The organism is Aquamicrobium terrae (genome assembly GCF_052978165.1).
Genome location: NZ_JBRKLZ010000003.1, coordinates 98,248 through 115,562, shown reverse-complemented (window position 1 = coordinate 115,562; position 17,315 = coordinate 98,248). Strand labels below are relative to the sequence as shown.

The 17,315-nt window shown below is 65.8% G+C and carries 16 protein-coding genes; 5 read left to right on the top strand and 11 right to left on the bottom strand.

The window, feature by feature from the left end; genetic code table 11:
- The first annotated feature begins 11 nt into the window (after positions 1-11).
- The 4 genes from ACVCNR_RS23625 to ACVCNR_RS23610 are packed head-to-tail and all read left to right on the top strand — an operon-like array spanning position 12 to position 3,375.
- Entirely contained in the window at positions 12-797 is a 786-nt protein-coding gene (locus ACVCNR_RS23625) for an ABC transporter ATP-binding protein (RefSeq protein WP_354196278.1), read from the top strand.
- Positions 790-1,497 (top strand): ABC transporter ATP-binding protein, encoded by a 708-nt coding sequence (locus tag ACVCNR_RS23620; protein ID WP_354196276.1) that lies wholly within the window; start codon positions 790-792, stop codon positions 1,495-1,497. The genes ACVCNR_RS23625 and ACVCNR_RS23620 overlap by 8 nt, the downstream gene beginning before the upstream one ends.
- 7 nt (positions 1,498-1,504) lie before the next feature.
- The gene (locus tag ACVCNR_RS23615; protein WP_354196274.1) at positions 1,505-2,392 is read left to right on the top strand and encodes a branched-chain amino acid ABC transporter permease; all 888 of its coding nucleotides are present in this window, start codon (positions 1,505-1,507) and stop codon (positions 2,390-2,392) included.
- A 2-nt stretch (positions 2,393-2,394) separates the two neighbouring features.
- Positions 2,395-3,375 carry a branched-chain amino acid ABC transporter permease gene (locus ACVCNR_RS23610; protein WP_354196272.1) on the top strand — a complete coding sequence of 327 codons (981 nt, stop codon included), beginning with the start codon at positions 2,395-2,397 and terminating at the stop codon, positions 3,373-3,375.
- Positions 3,376-3,407: 32 nt separating this feature from the next.
- Here the strand turns inward: ACVCNR_RS23610 and ACVCNR_RS23605 are convergent, their stop codons facing one another.
- From ACVCNR_RS23605 to ACVCNR_RS23595, 3 genes are read right to left on the bottom strand one after another with little or no spacing between them, the layout of a single operon-like run.
- Complete coding sequence (locus ACVCNR_RS23605; RefSeq protein ID WP_447076749.1) at positions 3,408-4,478, bottom strand: DUF2218 domain-containing protein; 1,071 nt, start codon at positions 4,476-4,478, stop codon at positions 3,408-3,410.
- On the bottom strand, positions 4,475-5,662 hold the full coding sequence (locus ACVCNR_RS23600; protein ID WP_354196268.1) for an ABC transporter substrate-binding protein: 1,188 nt from the start codon (positions 5,660-5,662) through the stop codon (positions 4,475-4,477). Before ACVCNR_RS23600 ends, ACVCNR_RS23605 begins: the two co-directional genes overlap by 4 nt.
- A complete protein-coding gene (locus ACVCNR_RS23595; protein ID WP_447076748.1) occupies positions 5,656-7,935 on the bottom strand; it encodes a TonB-dependent siderophore receptor in 2,280 nt (759 codons plus the stop codon). Before ACVCNR_RS23595 ends, ACVCNR_RS23600 begins: the two co-directional genes overlap by 7 nt.
- Before the next feature lie 128 nt (positions 7,936-8,063).
- Between ACVCNR_RS23595 and ACVCNR_RS23590 the strand changes: the two genes are divergently transcribed.
- On the top strand, positions 8,064-9,095 hold the full coding sequence (locus tag ACVCNR_RS23590) for an AraC family transcriptional regulator (RefSeq protein ID WP_354196264.1): 1,032 nt from the start codon (positions 8,064-8,066) through the stop codon (positions 9,093-9,095).
- Positions 9,096-9,107: 12 nt separating this feature from the next.
- Here the strand turns inward: ACVCNR_RS23590 and ccoS are convergent, their stop codons facing one another.
- From ccoS to ccoN, 8 genes are all read right to left on the bottom strand, one after another.
- Positions 9,108-9,269 carry a cbb3-type cytochrome oxidase assembly protein CcoS gene (ccoS, locus tag ACVCNR_RS23585; RefSeq protein ID WP_354196262.1) on the bottom strand — a complete coding sequence of 54 codons (162 nt, stop codon included), beginning with the start codon at positions 9,267-9,269 and terminating at the stop codon, positions 9,108-9,110.
- The gene (locus tag ACVCNR_RS23580; RefSeq protein ID WP_447076747.1) at positions 9,266-11,497 is read right to left on the bottom strand and encodes a cation-translocating P-type ATPase; all 2,232 of its coding nucleotides are present in this window, start codon (positions 11,495-11,497) and stop codon (positions 9,266-9,268) included. Before ACVCNR_RS23580 ends, ccoS begins: the two co-directional genes overlap by 4 nt.
- Complete coding sequence (locus tag ACVCNR_RS23575; RefSeq protein WP_354196258.1) at positions 11,494-11,985, bottom strand: FixH family protein; 492 nt, start codon at positions 11,983-11,985, stop codon at positions 11,494-11,496. Before ACVCNR_RS23575 ends, ACVCNR_RS23580 begins: the two co-directional genes overlap by 4 nt.
- A 5-nt stretch (positions 11,986-11,990) precedes the next feature.
- A complete protein-coding gene (gene ccoG, locus ACVCNR_RS23570) occupies positions 11,991-13,547 on the bottom strand; it encodes a cytochrome c oxidase accessory protein CcoG (protein ID WP_354196256.1) in 1,557 nt (518 codons plus the stop codon).
- A 194-nt stretch (positions 13,548-13,741) separates the two neighbouring features.
- Positions 13,742-14,596 carry a cytochrome-c oxidase, cbb3-type subunit III gene (ccoP, locus tag ACVCNR_RS23565; RefSeq protein ID WP_354196254.1) on the bottom strand — a complete coding sequence of 285 codons (855 nt, stop codon included), beginning with the start codon at positions 14,594-14,596 and terminating at the stop codon, positions 13,742-13,744.
- A 1-nt stretch (position 14,597) separates the two neighbouring features.
- Positions 14,598-14,750, bottom strand: a complete 153-nt coding sequence (locus tag ACVCNR_RS23560) for a cbb3-type cytochrome c oxidase subunit 3 (RefSeq protein WP_354196252.1) — start codon at positions 14,748-14,750, stop codon at positions 14,598-14,600.
- A 13-nt stretch (positions 14,751-14,763) separates the two neighbouring features.
- Positions 14,764-15,495 (bottom strand): cytochrome-c oxidase, cbb3-type subunit II, encoded by a 732-nt coding sequence (gene ccoO / locus ACVCNR_RS23555; protein WP_354196250.1) that lies wholly within the window; start codon positions 15,493-15,495, stop codon positions 14,764-14,766.
- A gap of 12 nt (positions 15,496-15,507) precedes the next feature.
- Positions 15,508-17,130, bottom strand: coding sequence for a cytochrome-c oxidase, cbb3-type subunit I (gene ccoN / locus ACVCNR_RS23550; RefSeq protein ID WP_354196248.1), 1,623 nt, complete (start codon positions 17,128-17,130; stop codon positions 15,508-15,510).
- Positions 17,131-17,315 lie beyond the last annotated feature (185 nt).

Here is a 17,315-nt window from a genome sequence, read left to right as displayed (position 1 = left end):
TCGCGGCAGGCATGGCGGCTCCTGCTGCCACAGCCGGCCCGGAGCAGCCGCGGGTGGTGCTGAGCGCCCGCGGCCTGCGTCGTGATTTTGCCGGTTTCGTTGCCGTCAACAATGTCGACCTCGACATCCATCATGGCAAGATACATGCCCTGATCGGCCCCAACGGGGCCGGCAAGACCACCGTCTTCAACCTGCTGACCAAGTTCCTGCAACCGACCGCCGGCACCATCGAGCTGCTGGGACAGGACATCACCAACATGCCGGCGGCGAAGGTGGCGCGCATGGGGCTGGTGCGCTCGTTCCAGATTTCGGCCATCTTCCCCTTCCTCAGCGTGCTCGACAATGTACGCGTGGCGCTGCAACGCCCGAACGGCCTTGCCGTGCAGTTCTGGCGGCCTCTTTCGGCGCTCGACCGGCTGACCCCGCGAGCGGAGGAACTGCTGGCCGCGGTCGGGCTGGAAGACGTGCGCCACAAGCTGGCCGGCGATCTTTCCTATGGCCGCAAGCGCGTGCTGGAGATCGCCACCACGCTGGCGCTCGACCCCAAGGTGCTTTTGCTGGACGAGCCGATGGCCGGCATGGGTCACGAGGACGTCGGCATGGTTTCCGGCATCATCCGCTCCGTGGCCGGCGATCGCGCCGTGCTGATGGTCGAGCACAATCTGGCCGTGGTGGCGGACCTGTGCGACTGGATCACCGTGCTGCAACGCGGCGAGATTCTCGCTGCCGGCGACTACACCAGCGTCAGCCGCGACGAGCGGGTCAGGACCGCCTATATGGGGACGGAACATGAGTGAGGCGCCGCTTCTGTCGGTTCGTGGCCTCAACGCCTGGTACGGCGAAAGCCATGCGCTGCACGGCGTCGATCTCGAGGTCTTCGAGGGCGAGACGGTGACGCTGCTTGGCCGCAACGGCGTCGGCAAGACCACCACCTTGCGCGCCATCATGGGCCTGATCCGCAAGCGCACCGGCGAAATTTCCTTCGCCGGCCAGGACCTGATGCGCATGCCGCTGCACCGGACGGCGCATGCGGGCCTGGGCTATGTGCCGGAAGAGCGCGGCATCTTCGCCACGCTGACCGTGGACGAGAACCTGCTGCTGCCGCCGGTGGTGGCTCCCGGCGGCATGAGCGTGGAGGAAATCTTCGACCTGTTCCCCAACCTCAAGGAACGCCGCAACAGCCAGGGCACCAAGCTCTCCGGCGGCGAGCAGCAGATGCTGGCCATCGCGCGCATGCTGCGCACGGGCGTGAAGATGCTGCTGCTCGACGAGCCGACCGAGGGGCTGGCGCCGGTCATCGTCCAGCGCATCGGCGATCTTCTCGCCACGCTGAAGAAACGCGGCATGACCATCCTGCTGGTCGAGCAGAATTTCCGTTTCGCCAGCCGCATCGCCGACCGCTTCTACCTGATGGAGCACGGCAAGGTGGTGGGCGGCTTCCCGGTCGGCGAACTGTCCGGCCGGATGGAGCAGCTCCACGAGGTGCTGGGCGTATGAGGGCGACATGACGACCATATTCGGCATTCCCGTTCAGGCGTTCCTTGGCCAGTTGCTGGTCGGCCTCATCAACGGCTCCTTCTATGCGATGCTGAGCCTCGGCCTCGCCATCATCTTCGGCCTGCTGCGCGTCATCAATTTCGCCCACGGCGCGCAATACATGCTGGGCGCCTTCATCGGCTACCTGCTGCTCGTCCATTTCGGCATCGGCTACTGGCCGGCATTGATCATCGCGCCGGCGATCGTCGGCATCATCGGCATCGTCATCGAGCGGCTGGCCCTGTCCCGGCTCTACAACATCGACCCTCTCTACGGACTGCTGTTCACCTTCGGGCTCGCCCTGGTGATCGAGGGCGTGTTCCGCTACCTCTACGGCGTTTCCGGCAACCCCTATTCGGTGCCACCGCTGCTTGCCGGCGGCACCAATCTCGGCTTCATGTTCCTGCCCAACTACCGCGGCTGGGTGGTGATCGCCTCGCTGGCCGTGTGCCTCGGCACATGGTTCGCCATCGAGAAGACGCGGCTCGGCGCCTATCTGCGCGCCGCGACGGAGAACCCGCGGCTGGTGCAGGCCTTCGGCGTCAACGTGCCGCTGCTCCTGACGCTGACCTACGGGCTCGGCTCGGCGCTGGCCGGGCTGGCCGGCATCCTTGCCGCGCCGGTCTACCAAGTCAGCCCGCTGATGGGCTCGAACCTGATCATCGTGGTGTTCGCGGTGGTGGTCGTGGGCGGCATGGGTTCCATCATGGGCGCCATCGTCACCGGCTACATGCTGGGGCTCGCCGAGGGCCTGACCAAGGTCTTCTACCCGGAAGCCTCCAACATCGTGATCTTCGTCATCATGGCCATCGTGCTTCTGGTTCGCCCGGCCGGCCTGTTCGGAAAGGACGCCTGACCATGGCCGAGATGACCCTCAGAGAAGCGCGCGCCAAGACCTCGGGCAAGCTGGAATGGCTGCTGATCGCCGTCGGCATAGCCGGGCTGATCGCGGCCCCCTTCTTCATCTACCCGATCTTCATGATGAAGATGCTGTGCTTCGCGCTGTTCGCCTGCGCCTTCAACCTTTTGCTCGGCTATACCGGGCTGCTGTCCTTCGGCCATGCCGCCTTCTTCGGGGGGGCGGCCTATTTCACCGCCCATGCCGTCAAGGTCTGGGGCCTGCCGCCGGAGGTCGGCATATTGGTCGGTGTCGCCGGTGCGGCCGTGCTCGGCCTCGTCATGGGGTTCTTCGCCATACGGCGACAAGGCATCTATTTCGCTATGATCACGCTGGCGCTGGCGCAGATGTTCTTCTTCTTCTGCGTGCAGGCGCCGTTCACCGGAGGCGAGGACGGCATCCAGGGCGTGCCGCGCGGCATGCTGTTCGGCCTCGTCAACCTGCATACGCCACTCAACGTCTACTATTTCGTGCTGGCGGTGTTCCTGCTCGGCGTGTTCGCCATCTGGCGCATCGTCAACTCGCCCTTCGGCATGATCCTGCGCTCGATCCGCGAAAACGAGAACCGCGCCACCTCGCTGGGCTACACCGTGGCCAACTACAAGCTGGCGGCCTTCGTCATGTCGGCGGCGCTGTCGGGACTGGCCGGCGCGCTGAAGGCCATCGTCTTCCAGTTCGCGACGCTGACCGACGTGGCTTGGCAGATGTCGGGCGAGGTGATCCTGATGACACTGCTCGGCGGCATCGGCACCATGGTCGGCCCCATCATCGGCGCCGGTCTGGTCGTCGGCCTGCAGAACTCGCTGGCGACCTCGGATTTCCCCGTCACCATCGCCACCGGCCTGATCTTCATGGTCTGTGTGCTGATCTTCCGCCGCGGCATCGTCGGCGAGGTCTATGCCCGGCTTCTGGCCGCCGGCAGACGAGGGGGCGAGAGCTGAACCGCGAAGGCCGGCCGGAGCATCCGCGGCCCTCAGGTGCCGGGGGCTTCGCGGCGCCAGTAGGAGACGACCAGATGCTCGTCCTTGCCGAGGCCGCGCTCCTTGCGCAGATAGGCACGGATCGAGCGGAAGGCCTCGAATTCGCATCCAGCCCAGACATAGGGCGAGGCCCCATCTTGCGGGAAGGGCACGGCTCGCACCGCATCGGCAAGCAGCGTCGTGGTGCCGGCGGCCGCCCCGTCGCGCAGCAACCACTCCACCTCGATTTGCGGCGGGTGCCGTAGCGCCTGCTTTTCCGCTTCGTCCGCAACCTCGATCAGGGCCTTGCCCCGCGCATCCTGCGGCAGATGTTCGAGCATGCGCCCGATGGCCGGCAGCGCCGTTTCGTCACCGGCAAGGAGATACCACCCGGCCGGCCGCAGGCCGCCGCCGCCGGGGCCGATCACCCCCACCCGTTCGCCCGGCTGCACCCGTTCCGCCAGTGCGGAACCCGGCCCGGCATCGGCATGCAGCACGAAATCGATGTCGAGCGTCCCCGCAACCTTGTCGATCGACCTGACCGTATATTTGCGGAACTGGGGGCGGCTGGCCTCGTCCTCCCACCGGATCAGCCCGTCGGGACCCACCGTCGGCCATTGCGGTTCGCTGCGGCCTGCATGCTGGCACAGCACATTGAGATGCAGATCGCCAAGCGTATCGAAGCGGGCGATATCCGAGCCGGTAAAGGTGATGCGGCGCATATGCGGCGTCACATCGCGCACCGCCAAAACCTCCAATATGCGGAAATTGGGAGGATGCACCAGATCCTGGCCATCCCCCTGCCAGACGATGGGAGGGATGCCCGGCCCCGCAAACTCGACGATATGCGACGCCACCGTAAGGCGCAGGAAATAGAGATCCTCGAGACTGGCCGCATCCGCGTCGACCTGCGTCGAACCGCCGGAGCGGGAGAAGCGCGCGCGGGTGCCGCGAAAGTTCAGGATGCGCCCGCCGGTATCCGCCTCCACCTGTGCCCCGTGCTCGACCATGTGCTCGCACAAGGCATCGAGCACGGCTTCGGCGTCTTCAAGCTCCACAAGCGCGCTGGCGACGAACCTCTTCATCGGCCCGGCTCCTTTCCTTGCAACTGTCCATCGGCACCATCTTCCAGCCCGACCCAGAATGTGCCTTCGAGCGGCGCGGCCATGAAGTTGCGGTTGATTTGCGCCAGCGTGTCGGCAGGATCGAGGTCGGCGAACAGGTCCGGATGCAGCCATTTCGCCAGGCACTCCAGCATCAGCACGCTGATCGCCGAGATGGAAAGCTGATGCGAAATACCGTAGGCGCGCCCTTCGCGCACCGCCGTGAGGCTGTCGAGATGATTGCGCCCCACTGCACCGCGCAGCGACTCGCGCGCGGCCTTGTCACTGATACCCCCGCCGACGACAAGGCCGCCCTGGCGCGCGAGATGCGGCCCGCCCGTGGCGACATAGACGCGGGGATCGGTCTCGAGCACATATTCGAGACTGAGTTGCCCGTCATAGCCCGGGACGAGCCCGGCGCCGATGCTGTGGCCGCCGGCCAGCTCGACGAGCTGGGTCAGGCGGTTGTCCGCGCCCGGCGTGGCGCAACAGCTTACCCCTGCATGGGCATCGACCAGCAGGTCCGGCCGGTCCGTAACCTGGCCGAGCCGCTCGACGACATGGGCGTAGCGGGAAAGAACGAACTCCGCGAAGCCGGACGCTTCCGCCTCACGGCCGATGGCCTGTCCCAGCAGGCGCATGGAAAAGGCGGTGGCTTCGCCGGGCCCGCGCGAGGCGTTGGCCGGGCCGTCCAGGAAAAGCGTCGGCACCCCGGCCGCCGCCAGCCGCTCGACCGTGCTGTCCCATCCCTGATCCCAGATGCTGACGACGAACAGGTCGGGCCCGGCGCCCAGGACCGCCTCCGCCGACGCGTTGGCCGGCGTAACGGAGCCGACTATGGGCACATCGTCGATCTGCGGGAATTTCCGCCGGAAGCTCTCATACATGCCGGCATCGAAACGGCGCGGCGCGGCCCACCCCGCCAGCCTCGCCACCGGATCGGGATCGATCAGGCCCAGCGACAGGAGCAGCAGGCTTTCGTTGGTGACGATGCGGCGGGCGGGCGCAGTGAGGCGCACCTCGCGCCCGGCGGCGTCGGTCATGACGATATCGGCGCGTGCGGTGCCCATGCCACCCGCCACGGCGGCGGCAAGGCACAGCAGGAACAGGCCGGCCCACCACAGGCGACCGGCCTTTCCTGCCATCCGGATGAAAGACGTCACCATGTGTATTTCAGATTGGCCGTGATCGCGCGTCCCGCACCGTAGTTGCAGCTTCCGCCGGTATTATTGAGGCAATGCGTGACATATTTCTTGTCGAACAGATTGGTGACATTGACCCTGAGCTTGGTGCCCTCGAATTCCTTGTCCAGCGCCCCGAAATCATATTCGGCGCCAATGTCCACCAGCGTGCGGGCGGGAATGCGCAACTCGTCCAGATAGGTGCTGTCGGTCTGGTAGGACGACATGGCGCGCACGCCGGCTCCCACGGAAAGCCCCGGCACGAAATCCGGCCTGTAGGTGACCCACAGCATACCCTGATGCTCCGGCAGGCGAAGCATTTCGCGGCCGAGCGACACCGGGTTGTTGGTCGTCAGCACCTCCGAGTCGGAATAGGCATAGGCGGCGAGGATGTCGAGCTGCGGCGTCAGTTCGTAGCGGCCCTCGATCTCCACACCGCGCACACGCTGCTTGCCGCCCTGCACATAGTTGGTGGGACGGGTGGGTCGTGGATCATCCGGGTCGGGTATCAGGGCGTTTTCCAGCGTAAGCTGGTAGAGCGACAGGGCAATCATGCCACGCGCGTCCACCGGCTCGTATTTGACACCCACCTCGAACTGCTCCGCCGTCTGCGCCTTGAACGGGTTGCCGTCCTTGTCCGTGCCGAGATTGGGCAGGAAGGCGGTCGAGTAGCTGGCATAGGGCGTGAGACCGTTGTCGAACAGATAGGCGAGGCCGACGCGCCCGGTCAGTTCCTCGTCCTTCGTCGCGACCGTCGGGTTGCCGGGCTTCATGCGATTCGTGCTGTCGATGGACGACAGATCGTAGCGCAGGCCGAACGTTCCCACCCAGCGGTCGTAACGAACCTGATCCTGCACATAGAGGCCGGTCTGGTCGAGCTTCTGCAGGCCGGAATTCTGGTAGGCGGGCATCGGCACCGGATAACCGTAGACGGGATCGCGGAAGTCGAGCGGCGGCGGCACCGGGTCACCGAAGGCCGAATTGCCGAAATTGGTGTCGGACACGCCGTGCATATAGTCCAGGCCGAAAAGAACCGTGTGGTCCAGGGCACCGGTGCGGAAGCGGGCCTCGGCCTGATTGTCGACCGAAAAGCTCGTCAGCCGGTCGTCCGATACGGCAGCGACACGGCTGAGTTCGCCGGACGGCGCACCGTCAAAGGCGAAAGCAGGATTGACCAGCGCCAGATGCATATACTGGTCGGAACGGCCGTAGCGCAGGTTCTGCCGCACGGTCCAGGTGTCGTCGAAGGCGTGCTCGAACTCGTAGCCGAGATGATAGTAATCCCGTTTGAAGCTGCCGGAATCCGGCTCGCCCAGGAAAAGGTCCCGCGGAATCTCGCCGGCGGGATTGGGCAGCAGCGTGCCTGCGGCGGGATAGAAGCGCGGGCTGAAGATCGGGCGATCGTGCTGATAGTAGCCGTAGAGCGTCAGCGACGTATCGGTATCGGGGCTCCAGGTGAGGCTTGGCGCCAACATCACCTGCCGGTCGCGCTCGTGATCGATCTGGCCGTGCATGTTCTTGGCAAGGCCGATGAAGCGATAGCTCCAGTCGCCGTCCTCGGTCAGCGGTCCGGTCATGTCGACCGCGCCCTGAATACCCCCGAAGCCGCTCGTCTGGATGCTGGCCTCGCGATGCGCCGTGGTCTGCGGGCGCTTGCCCACCATGTTGACGAGACCGCCGGGAACGGTGCGGCCATAGAGGACCGAAGCCGGCCCCTTGATGACCTCGACCCGTTCCAGCGCATAGGAGTTGATGCTCGGCGTGGCGTAGTTGCTCGGATCGCCGAACATGCCAAGGCCGTCCAGCCACATCATCGAGTAGCTGTTGAAGCCCCGGATATAGAGCCAGTCATAACGCAGGTCATACCCGTTCGGGTCGGGGTGAACGCCGGGCGTATAGCGCAGCGCTTCGGCCACCGTATTGGCACCCTGCACATCCATCTGGTCGCGGGTGACGACGCTGACTGCCTGCGGCGTCTCGCGCAACGACGTATCCGTCTTGGAGGCGGCGCGGCTGCGCTTGGCCACGATGCCCTGATCCGGGCCGACCGGGCTCTCGCCCTCCACCGTGACGGTATCCAGGACGACGGGGCTGTCGGCCGAAGCCTCCTGCGCAAGCGCCGGCACCCCGGCAACACCGCAGATAAAAGTCGAAGCAAGAAGGACCGCCACGCTGCGGCGCCATGAGGCGACACGGCCGCCGCTTGCCCAATCGGCGCGTTCCATGCCCGAAACCCGCGAAACCCCTGTGTCGCGCATAGTTGACCCTGCTCCGGTATCTGCGATGATTGCTATAAACTTGACTTCATATATCAAGTTAAAATAGTCATTATGGCAGCATGCCATAAGTGGCAACGTGCGGACCTTTGCAGGACAACCAGAAACCTTTGCGCAACGACAAAACTGATCGGCGGCCGGTCAATCCGGCATCTGCACCCCGCCCGCTGGCGCGGCGCATCCGCGTCGCCGACTTCCTGCACAAGGACGGCGTCGGCGTGGACAGCTCCGACGACAGGCTTACGCAGGAGGATACGCTGATCAACGGCGAATTCCTGCACCAGGAGCTGCGGCAGGGGCTCTTCCTGCATGTCAGCGACGCCGTGGAAGAGCGTCCCTTCACCGTTACCTCCAGCTTGAGCGAAGGCCTTTCCTGCATCTTTTTTCTGGAAGGCGCCGTCGATATCGAGCTTGGCGGAAGGCGCTTCGAATTTCATGGCGGCCTGAAAGGTGCCCTGAGCGGAGCGGCGATCATGACCACGACCAGCGAAAGCTTCCGCCGGGCATCACGCGGCCGGCAGCATGTGCGCCACCTCGTAGTCTCGGCCACGCCCGAATGGCTCGACGTGCAGGGGCTCGAGGAGATCAGCGAACGCAGCCTCGCGGCCGGCCTGCTGCGCGACAATCTGGCCGATCACCGCTGGACCCTGACCCCGCACGCGGCCGACCTAGTGCGCCAGATCGCCGTTCCCTCGGCCTTCACGCCGGAACTGCGCCGCCTTCATCTCGAAGGTCGCGCGGTCGAAATCGTCGCCGAAACGATTGCGGCCGTCATGCGGGCCGAGCGAAATCGGGGAGAAAGCAGCGGGCTGGGGCGTATCGACCTGATGCGCCTGCAACGTGCCAGGGACCTGATACGCGCCGACCCCGCCGCACCGTTGAGCGTGGAAGCGATCGCACGCGAGGCGGGCATCAGTGCCAGCGGGCTGCAACGGCTGTTCCGCCTCGGCGAAGGCCTTGGGGTCTTCGAATATGTAAGGCGGCTGCGGCTGGAAAGGGCATTCGAAGCCCTGCAAAAGGGCGAGGCGAGCGTGCAGCAGGCCAGCGTCATTGCCGGCTACGCCAGCCCGGCCAATTTCGCCACGGCATTCCGCCGGCAGTTCGGCCTCTCGCCGCGTGAAGTGTCGCGGCCGGCTTCATAGGCCCGAAGCGAATCAGCCTTGCTTGCGATCCTCATCCTCGGGATCGAGCAGAATACGCTGGGCCGCACCGTCGAGGTCCTCGTACTGGCCGCTCCGCAGCGCCCACAGGAAGCCGAGCAGGCTCAGCCCGCCCAGGAAAAGCGCCACAGGAATGAGATAGATGAGGATGCTCATGCCGTCACGGGCTCCGTCACCGGCCGGGCCGATGACCCGGCCCGTGCCGCGCGCATCAGGCGCAGCGCATTGGTGATGACAAGGATCGACGAACCCGACATGGCCACGGCGGCGATCAGCGGCGTGACATAGCCCAGAATGGCGATCGGCACGGCGATGACATTGTAGACGATGGCGATGCCGATGTTCTGGCGAATGAGCTGGCCGGCCCGTCGCGCCACCTCCATGGCGGTGGTGACGGCCGACAGGCTCTCGCGCAGGAACACGAAGTCGGCGGCGTTGCGGCCGATATCGGCGGCGGTGGCCGGCGCCATCGAGACATGGGCGGCGCCGAGCGCCGGGGCATCGTTCAGCCCGTCGCCGACCATCAACACCTTGCGGCCCTGCCGCGACAGTTCCTCGATGCGGGCGACCTTGTCGGCCGGCAGCAGCGCAGCGCGCCAATCGTCGATGCCAAGCTCTTCGGCCACGCGTCGGCAGGCCGCTTCGGTATCGCCCGACAGCATTTCCACCGGACCGACATGCGCCTTGAGGGCGGCAATGGTCGCACGCGCGCCGGCGCGGGTCTCGTCCTCGAAGGCGAAACGGGCGACGATCCCGCCATTTCGGGAAAGCACGGTGCCGCTCTCTTGCGAACCATCCGCCGCCCAGTTGGCGCGGCCGAGCCGCCAGGTCGTGTCGCCTGCGCTTGCCTCCATGCCGAAGCCCGGAAGCTCACGCACCTCGTCGAACGAAGGGGCGGGCGCGCCGCCGCCCTGCGCGGCGATCGCCCGCGAAAGCGGATGACGCGAATGGGCGGCCAGGGACGCGGCCACGCCCAGCAGGCGCGGAGCGATCTCATGCACATTGGTCAGGCGCGGGTGGCCGAGGGTAAGCGTGCCGGTCTTGTCGAAGACGGCGGCGTCGGCCTGCGCGAGGCGCTCCATGGCGGCGCCGTCCTTGACCATGATGCCGTTCTCGAACAGACGACGCGCCGCCACCACCTGCACGATGGGCACGGCAAGCCCGAGCGCGCAGGGGCAGGTGATGATCAGCACGGCAATGGCGATGGTGATCGCCTGATGCCAGTCGGCGCCGGCCAGCATCCAGCCGATGAAGGTGACGAGCGCCGTCAGATGCACCACCGGCGCATACATGGCCGACACGCGGTCGGCGATGCGGCGATAGCGGGCGCGTCCGCCTTCGGCCGCCTCCATCAGCCGCATCATTTCGGCAAGGAAGGAGGAAGAGGCCGGCTTGGTCGCTTCCAGTGTCAGCGGACCGGTGAGGTTGAGCGTGCCGGCCTGGATCTCGGCTCCGACGGCGACGGGTTGCGGCGCGCTCTCGCCGTTGACCAGCGAGCAGTCGAGATCGGATGCGCCCTGCACGATCTTCGCATCGACCGGTATGCGCTCGCCCGCCGCCACCAGCACACGCATGCCGGGCTTCACCTCGCCGACCGGGCGATAGTCGCGCGTGCCGTCGTCGAACAGCACCAGCGCGCCGCGGGGGCTGAGCCGCGCAAGGCCCGCCACGGCGGCGCGCGCCTTGTTGCGCATCACGTGATCGAGGGTGCGGCCGATGAGCAGGAAGAACAGCAGCGTCACCGAGGCGTCGAAATAGGCGTGGCTGCCGGAATGCCAGGTGTCGTAGATGCTCAGCGCATAGGCCATGGTGATGCCGATGGCGATCGGCACGTCCATGTTCATGCGCCCTTGGCGCAGCGCGCTCCAGGCCGAGCGGTAGTAGATGCCGCCGGCCACCGCCAGCGCGGGTAGCGCGATCAGCGCCGAAACCCAGTGGAACAGGTCGCGCGTGGCGCCTTCCGCGCCCGACCACACCGAAACCGACAGCAGCATGATGTTGCCGGCGGCGAAGCCGGAAACGGCGACGGCGCGCAGCAGCTCGGAAAGCACCGGGTCCTTGCCGTCCTGCGCATCGTCGAACAGATTGGGCGCATAGCCGAGGTCGGCGAGCGTCTGGACGATGGGCGGCAGCTCGTCGCCGCGCCAGCGCACGCTGACGCGCTTGGTGGACAGGTTCACACGCGCCCGCTCGACCGTATCGAGCCTGGCGAGCGCGGTCTCGACGCCGTGGATGCAGGCGGCGCAATGCACGGCCGGAACCGAAAGCTCCACCTGTCGCGTGCCGTCGCCCATGTCGCGGGCGGCGAAGGTGACTTCCTCGTCGGAGGGCAGGGCGCGCAAGGTGGCGGCCAGTTCCTCGCTTCCGGGCGCGCAGCAGCTCATCTGATCGTTCCGTCCTTGACGCTAAAGCGGTGGATTTCGTGCCAGGGCGCGTCGCGGCCGGCATCGGCCTCGATCTCGACGATCCAGGCGCCGTCGCGCAACGTCAAAGGTGCATCGAGCGCGCCGCCGGATGCCGGCGCCATGGTCACGGTGGCATCCTCGGCATCGCTCACCGGGCGGCGGAAACTGACAGTTCCGGCCTTCAGCGCGACGGGATTGCCCTCGGCATCGACGAGAGTGAAGCGGAACGTGCCGCCAGCACCGGACAGTGCCGATTTCCAGCCCAGCGCCGCCTGTGCGCGATGCTCGCGCGACTTCCTGTTGAACTCGAGCCCGGCAACATGGGAGTTGCGCACCACGAAGCCGGTCCAGCTCGTATTGGCGTAGACGGCCATGGTGACGTTCACGGAGATGATGACGCCAAAGAAAGCCACCATGATCAGGAGGAAATGGCGGCCGGTGAATTGCGGGCTGGTCTGGCTCTTCATGGGCTTCACTCCGGCGTCTCGAAGCTGGTCACATAGTCGGCGGCGTCAAGGCTTGACTTGTCCTCGACATGAAAGAGGAGCCGCTGCGCCGTGCCGGGGTTCTTCGCCTCTTCGCGCGGCTGGCGCACATAGACCTTGAGCGAGCGGGCACGGTCCGGCTCCAGCGCCACGGTCACCGATCCGCCTTCCTCGTGGTCGATGCCAAGCACGCTCATCGTGGCGCCCGGCAGCTCGCTGAGGCTGACGGTGACGGTGCGCTGTTCGGGGATCTTGTTGAGCAGCTTGATCGTATAGCCGTTACGGATGGAGCCGTCCGAAAGCACCACATATTGCGGGTTGCGGTCGTGCAGCACATTGAGTTCCAGCCGGTCGCGGGTCATCAGTCCGTAGACCAGGAGCAGGCCGATCAGCGTCCACCCGCCGAAATAGATGAAGGTGCGGGGCCTGAAGAGTTTCTTCAGGTGGAAGTGGGACACCTTGTCGGAACTCCGCCCCTTGTCGTCGCGCACCAGCGAGGGGCGGATGCCGTGGGCGCCGTCGGCGGTGGCCACCGCCATATTGGCGTTGTAATCGGCCAGCGTCGCATAGGAGATCAGCCCACGCTCGCGGCCGAGCTTGTCCATGACGCTGTCGCAGGCGTCGATGCACAGCGCGCAGGTGATGCATTCGAGCTGCTGGCCGTCGCGAATGTCGATGCCCATCGGGCAGACTACCACGCAGGCATTGCAATCCACGCAGTCGCCAGCCTCCAGGCCCAGCGCCGCCGCCTTCTTGGTGCCGCGCGTGCGGGGTTCGCCACGCCAGTCGTTGTAGGTGACGGTCAGCGAATGCTCGTCCAGCATCGCCGCCTGGATGCGCGGCCACGGGCACATGTAGGTGCACACCTGCTCGCGCATCAGCCCGCCGAACACATAGGTGGTGGCCGTCAGCACGGCGACGGTGATGTAGGCGACGGGCGCCGCCCGCCCGCTGACGAAGTTCATCAGAAGGGTAGGGGCGTCGGCGAAATAGAAGATCCAGGCGCCGCCGGTGGCCACCGCGATGGCGATCCAGATCGCGTGCTTGGCGATGCGCAGCGCGACCTTGCGCGCCGTCCATGGGCCCTGGTCGAGCTTGATGCGGGCGTTGCGGTCGCCTTCGATGGCCCGCTCGACGACGAGGAAGAGGTCCACCCATACCGTCTGCGGGCAGGTGTAGCCGCACCAGGCGCGCCCGACCGTGGAAGTGATGAGGAACAGCCCGAGTCCTGCCATCACCAGAAGGCCGGCAACGAGGAAGAATTCCTGCGGCCAGATCTCGATGAAAAAGAAATAGAAGCGGCGGTTGGCGATATCGACCAGCACCGCCTGGTCCGGCGCATAGGGGCCACGGTCCCAGCGGATCCACGGCGTCAGGTAATAGATGCCGAGGGTGACGGCCATCACCAGCCACTTGAAATTGCGGAACGAGCCGCTGGCACGCTTGGGGAATATCTTCTTGCGCGCGGCATAGAGCGGCTGGCGCAGCTTGGCAGAGTTCACCGCCTCGGCATCGTGGCGCTCGAACTCGACTGTGCCGGACATGCTCTTCTCCTGACCGTGATACCGCTGCCGAGCAAATGCCCCGGGCCAGGACGGAGCGGCTTGATTTAGGTCAAGCCCGGGGTGCGGCACAGTGACATCTGCGGGCGGCAGAGGGCCCGGCATCGCTGCCGGACCCTCCGGCCCCCCGGCTATCCGCCCGGCCCCTCGTCAGGGTTGGGACCGAAAGGTTGGTATCAACGGCCCCCACCGAGCGAATGGACATAAACCGTCAGTTCCTTGACCGTCGTTTCACCGAGGCGCGGCTCCCAGGCCGGCATGACGCCATGGCGCGGCTGGCGCACCTGGGCGGCGATGTCGGCGGGAGTGGAACCGTAGAGCCAGATGGCGTCGGTCAGGTCCGGCGCGCCGAACTCCAGCCCGCCCTTGCCGTCCTCGCCATGGCAGGAGGCGCAATTGTTGGCGTAGACCTCGGCCCCCGGACCGCTCAGGTCGCCGCCGCTCGACAGGGCAACCACGTGCGAGACCACATCGTTGAGCTCCTCGCGGCTCAATATGTCGTTGAAGGCCGGCATTTCGGAAACCCGCGTGTCGTCGTCGCCGGCGAAGCGGATGCCGTGGGCGATGGTGGTGCGGATGTCCTCCGGCGCACCGCCCCACAGCCATTCGTCGTCATTGAGGTTCGGATAGCCGGGCGAGCCGGCCGCGCCCGACCCATGGCACTGGACGCAGTTGACCTTGAAGGCGGCGGCCCCCGCCGAGATGGCGAACTGGCGCAGCGTGTCGTCGGCCAGGATTTCCTCCACCGAGGCATTCTGGATGGCGGCGACAAAATCGCCCTTGGCGACTTCGGCCGAGGCCAGTTCCGTGCGCAGGTCGGCGCGGCTAGACCAGCCCAGCATGCCGGAGGTGGCCGAACTGACCAGCGGCCATGCCGGATAGGCTATGGTGTAGACCAGCGCCCAGAAGATGGTGGCGTAGAAGGTCCACAGCCACCAGCGCGGCATCGGGTTGTCGAGCTCCTTGATGCCGTCCCATTCATGGCCGGTCGTGGCGACGCCACTGATTTCGTCGATTTCCTTGTGGCTCATGTCAGTCGTCCTTGAGCGGGATATGGGCGGCTTCGTCGGCCTGCTCGCGGCTGCCTGGCCGGAAGGCGAAGACCACCACGCCGATGAAGAACAGCGTCATGGCGAGCAGCCCCCAGGAATCGGCGAAGTGGCGCAGGAAGGTGTAGGTTTCCATCGCGTTGCGCCTCCTATCGGGAGCCTTCCGGCTCGTCATAGGTCGAGAAGTCGACCAGCGTTCCAAGCATCTGGAGATAGGCGACCAGCGCGTCCATTTCGGTCAGGCGGTTGGGATTGCCGTCGAAATCGCCGAGCTTGGCCTTCGGATAGCGTTCCTCGACGCCGGAGGTATCGGCGTTCGGGTCGGCCTGCGCGGTAAGGTCGGCCACCGCGTTCTCGACCATCTCGTCAGTGTAGGGCACGCCGACGCGCCGGTTGGCGACCAGATGCGTTTCGAAGTTGCGGATGTCGAGCGTCTTGTCCTTCAGGAAGGCATAGCTCGGCATCACCGATTCCGGCACCAGCGAGCGCGGCTCGACCAGGTGCTGCACATGCCATTCGTTGGAGTAGCGGTCGCCGACACGGGCAAGGTCCGGGCCGGTGCGCTTCGACCCCCATTGGAAGGGGTGGTCGTACATCGACTCGGCCGCCAGGCTGTAATGGCCATAGCGCTCCACCTCGTCGCGGAACGGCCGGATCATCTGGGAGTGGCAGGTGTAGCAGCCTTCCCGGATGTAGATGTTGCGCCCGGCCAGTTCGAGCGGCGAATAGGGCCGCATGCCGTCGACCTTCTCGATGGTGTTCTCGAGATAGAACAGCGGCGCGATCTCGACGATGCCGCCGATCGAGACCACGAAAAGCGACCCGACCAGCAGAAGCGTGGCGTTCTTTTCGATGATCCTGTGCTTGTCCAGAAGAGCCATTCGGGGAAACTCCTATTCGGCCGGCACGATGGCGGGACGGGACGAGGCGGATTTGCCGCCGATCGGCTCCTCCTCGCGCTCATAGCCGAGGATGGTCATGGTGATGTTGTAGGCCATGATGACCGCACCGCTGAGGAACAGCAGGCCGCCCAGCGCACGCATGAGGTAGTAGGGGAACATCGGCGCCACGGTTTCCGCGAAGGAATAGACCAGGAAGCCCTGCTCGTCGTATTCGCGCCACATCAGGCCCTGCATGATGCCCGACACCCACATCACGGCCGCGTAGACGACGATGCCGATCATGGCCAGCCAGAAGTGCCACACCACCAGGCGCTCGGAGTAGAGCCGCGCGCGGCCCCACAGCCTCGGCACCATGAAATAGATGGCGGCAAAGGTGATCAGGCCGTTCCAGCCCAGCGCGCCGGAGTGGACGTGGCCGATGGTCCAGTCGGTGTAGTGCGACAGCGAGTTGACCGCCTTGATCGACATCATCGGGCCTTCGAAGGTGGCCATGCCGTAGAAGGCGATGGCCGCGACCATCATGCGGATGACGGGATCGGTGCGGATCTTGTCCCACGCGCCGGACAGCGTCATCAGGCCGTTGATCATGCCGCCCCAGGAGGGCATCCACAGCATCACCGAGAACACCATGCCGAGCGTCTGCGCCCAGTCGGGCAGGGCGGTGTAGTGCAGGTGGTGGGGTCCGGCCCAGATGTAGAGGAAGATCAGCGCCCAGAAGTGAATGATCGACAGGCGATAGGAATAGACCGGACGCCCGGCCTGCTTCGGCACGAAGTAGTACATCATGCCGAGGAAGCCGGCGGTGAGGAAGAAGCCCACCGCGTTATGGCCGTACCACCATTGGGTCAGCGCATCCTGCACGCCCGAGAACAACGAGTAGGAGTGCGAGCCGACGAAGGACGTCGGCACCGCTAGGTTGTTGACGATGTGCAGCATGGCGATGGTGACGATGAAGGCCAGGTAGAACCAGTTGGCGACGTAGATATGCGGTTCCTTGCGCTTCAGGATGGTGCCGAGGAACACTGCCAGATACGCCACCCACACGATGGTCAGCCAGATGTCGACATACCATTCCGGTTCCGCATATTCGCGGCTCTGGGTGATGCCCAGCAGATAGCCGGTGGCGGCCATCACGATGAAAAGCTGGTAGCCCCAGAACACGAACCAGGCGAGATCGCCGCCGAACAGGCGCGCGCGCGAGGTGCGCTGCACGACATAGAACGAGGTGGCGATCAGCGCGTTGCCGCCGAAGGCGAAGATCACCGCCGAGGTGTGCAGCGGCCGCATGCGGCCGAAATTGAACCAGGGCTCGATGTTGAGGTCGGGAAAGGCCAGCTGCAGCGCCACGACGACGCCGACCGTGAAGCCGATCACGCCCCAGAACATAGTGGCGATGGCGCCATAGCGGACGGGCCCGTCCATGTAGGCGGACGGATCGACCGCCGGCGCGGGCGCGAAGCGGGCGCGACGGATGAGCACGAAGGTCGCGCCGACAAGTATGAAGAACAGCACCCACATGTGCTGGGCGAAGGGCTGGTCCGCCGCGAAGCCGGCGCCCATCAGGGCGATGAACGCGAACAGGCTCAGGCCGACGATATATGGTCCGTTGGTCATCCAGAGTCCCCGATCCTTGTCCGGCCGGGCTGGGAGCGCCCGCCGGCAGGGCACTCATCGTGGGTTCGCAGGCATTGCGCATTGATCCATGTCAACGCCGTGGCGCGTCGTCGCAGCCATTGTGCGAGGCTCCAGCGGTTGATCGAGCATCGGATTGTTCCGAACCGGACAGGGTTTCGTCCGAT